At 74.1% G+C, this 2,109-nt stretch carries 3 protein-coding genes; all 3 read right to left on the bottom strand.

Going from position 1 to position 2,109, the window contains the following annotated elements:
* Window positions 1-755: ArsA family ATPase (locus tag ACTIR_RS0112190; protein ID WP_026454496.1), on the bottom strand; the 755-nt coding region annotated here is incomplete at its 3' end.
* 2 nt (window positions 756-757) lie between these two features.
* On the bottom strand, window positions 758-1,201 hold the full coding sequence (locus ACTIR_RS0112185) for an SRPBCC family protein (RefSeq protein ID WP_026454495.1): 444 nt from the start codon (window positions 1,199-1,201) through the stop codon (window positions 758-760).
* Between the two features lie 27 nt (window positions 1,202-1,228).
* Entirely contained in the window at window positions 1,229-2,017 is a 789-nt protein-coding gene (locus ACTIR_RS0112180; protein WP_026454494.1) for a metallophosphoesterase family protein, read from the bottom strand.
* Window positions 2,018-2,109 lie beyond the last annotated feature (92 nt).

The raw sequence follows: 2,109 nt of genomic DNA, 5'->3' as shown, positions 1-2,109 counted from the left end.
CGCAGCTCCGCCAGCACCCGGTCCTGCGCGCGGCGCCGGGCGCGCAGCCAGGAGGCGGCGGGGCCCCAGCTCAGCCCGCCCGTGGGCATCATCCGGTTGACGACGAGACCGTCGACCGCGATCCCGCGCAACGTCAGCGAGGTCAGCAGGCGGCGGGTCTCGGCGAGCACCACCCGTTCGGGGGTGAGCACGAGCCGGACCGCGGTGGCCTCGGTGTCGGTGAGCCAGCGCCGCAGGTCGTCGACGTGCGCGGCGAGCCGGTCGAGCATCCCGGCCGGACCGCGCCCGGCCGTGCGGCTCAGATACCCCGCGACCGCCTCCGGCAACGCGAGCAGCCGTGAGGTCTCCGCGGTCGGTCCGCAGTCCACGACCACGGTGTCCCACGGCCCGGCGTCGGCGAGCGCGCGGACCTCGGTCAGCGCGAGCAGTTCGTCGACCCCGGGCAGCACGGTGAGTTCCTCCGCGTCGAGCGCCTCCACCCCGAGCCCGGTCAGCACCGACCGCAGCGCGTCGCGCAGCGTCCGCCAGGCCCCGTCGGTGAGCGCCCGCGCGTCGACCTGCACCGCGTACAGGTCGGCGGCCACCTCGCGGGGCTCGCCGTCCAGCGGGGTGGCGAGGGTGTCGGCGAGCGAGTGCGCGGGGTCGGTGGAGACCACCAGGGTCTTGCGCCCCCATCGGGCCAGCCGGGTCGCCGTCGCGGCGGCGACGGTGGTCTTGCCGACACCGCCCTTGCCGGTGAACAGCAGGGTGCGCATCGTCAGGCCCGGTCCTCGACGCGGCGTTTGAGCTCCTTCAGCGCCGTGTCCATGATCATCTTCTCCGCCTTGCGGCGGAGCATCCCGATCATGGGCAGGGACAGCTCCACCGCGAGCGAGTAGGTCACCTCCGTGCGGCCCTCCCCCAGCGGCCGGAGCCGGTACCGCCCCTCCTGGGACTTCTGCATCTGGCCCTTCTCCAGCTCCCAGCTCACGGACAGTCCGTCGTCGGCCCAGTCGTAGGCGAGCGTGTAGACGTCCTTGACCGGACCGGAGTCGAGGGTGAACCGCACCCGGCGGGGTCGCCCCGCGGTGTCGCGGTCCAGCACCTCCGTCTCCCGGACGGCCTTGGCCCACTCCGGGTAGGCGGGCAGGTCGGCGACGACGGCCATGATGTCCTCGGGCGGGGCCTCGATCTCGATGGACTGGGTGGACTGCTCGGCCATGGGGCTAGAGCGTAGCGGTCCGTCGCCTCACCAGCGCAGCACGTAGGGCGTGCCGGTGCGTTTGAAGTGGCCGACGTTGACGCACTCGGTGCGGCCCGTCCGCACCCGCGCCGACAGCGGCTGGTGCACGTGCCCGAACAGCGCCCAGCGTGGTTCGTGCTCGCGCACGGCCCCGAGCAGGGCGTCCGACCCGAGTTCCGGCCTGCGTGCCACCACGTCGTAGGTCAGTTCGGGGACGGCGGGCGGGATGTGGCTGCACAGCACGTCGGCGTCGGACACCCGGGCCACGTCCGCGGCGAAGTCCTCCCGGGTGCGCAGGTGCGGCCGCCAGGCGGAATCGGAGCGCACCGGCACCCCCTCCGCCTGCAGCGCCCCGCCGACGAAACCGAACCGGAGCCCGCCGATCTCCACGACCTCACCGTCGACGGCCCGGACACCGTCGGTGAGAAACTCCGGCCACAGCGCGGGGGCGTCCACGTTGCCGGGGATGGCGTAGGTGGGGGCGGTCAGCGCCGCGAACAGCCTGCTGTACTGCTCGCGCACGGCCTCCTCCACCGCGGCCCGCGGATCCTCCAGGCCGGCCCAGAGCGAACGGGCGTACTCGGTCGTCTCCGCCCGCCTGCCCTCCCGGCGCAGCCGCGCGAACCGGGCGACGGTCTCGGCCCCGAACAACCGTCCCAGGATCCCGCCGCCGTGATCGTGGTAGTCGACGAAGTCGAGCAGGTCCCCCAGCACGAGGACCGCGTCGGCGCCCTCACCGGCACGGGCGAGGGCCTCGGCATTGCCGTGGACGTCGGAGACGACATGGAGTCGCACAGCGACACCCTAGCCGTCGACGGCCGGCGCGGGCGGCAGCCCCGGGGGCCTGCCGTCCTCCAGCCGGTCCTTGAGCCGGAGGGCGATCGCCT

Source organism: Saccharomonospora iraqiensis subsp. iraqiensis (assembly GCF_000430445.1).
In the GTDB taxonomy this organism is placed as follows: Bacteria; Actinomycetota; Actinomycetes; order Mycobacteriales; family Pseudonocardiaceae; genus Saccharomonospora; species Saccharomonospora iraqiensis.
The sequence above is the reverse complement of the archived record's forward strand: the minus strand, read 5'-3'. Positions and strand labels throughout refer to the sequence as shown.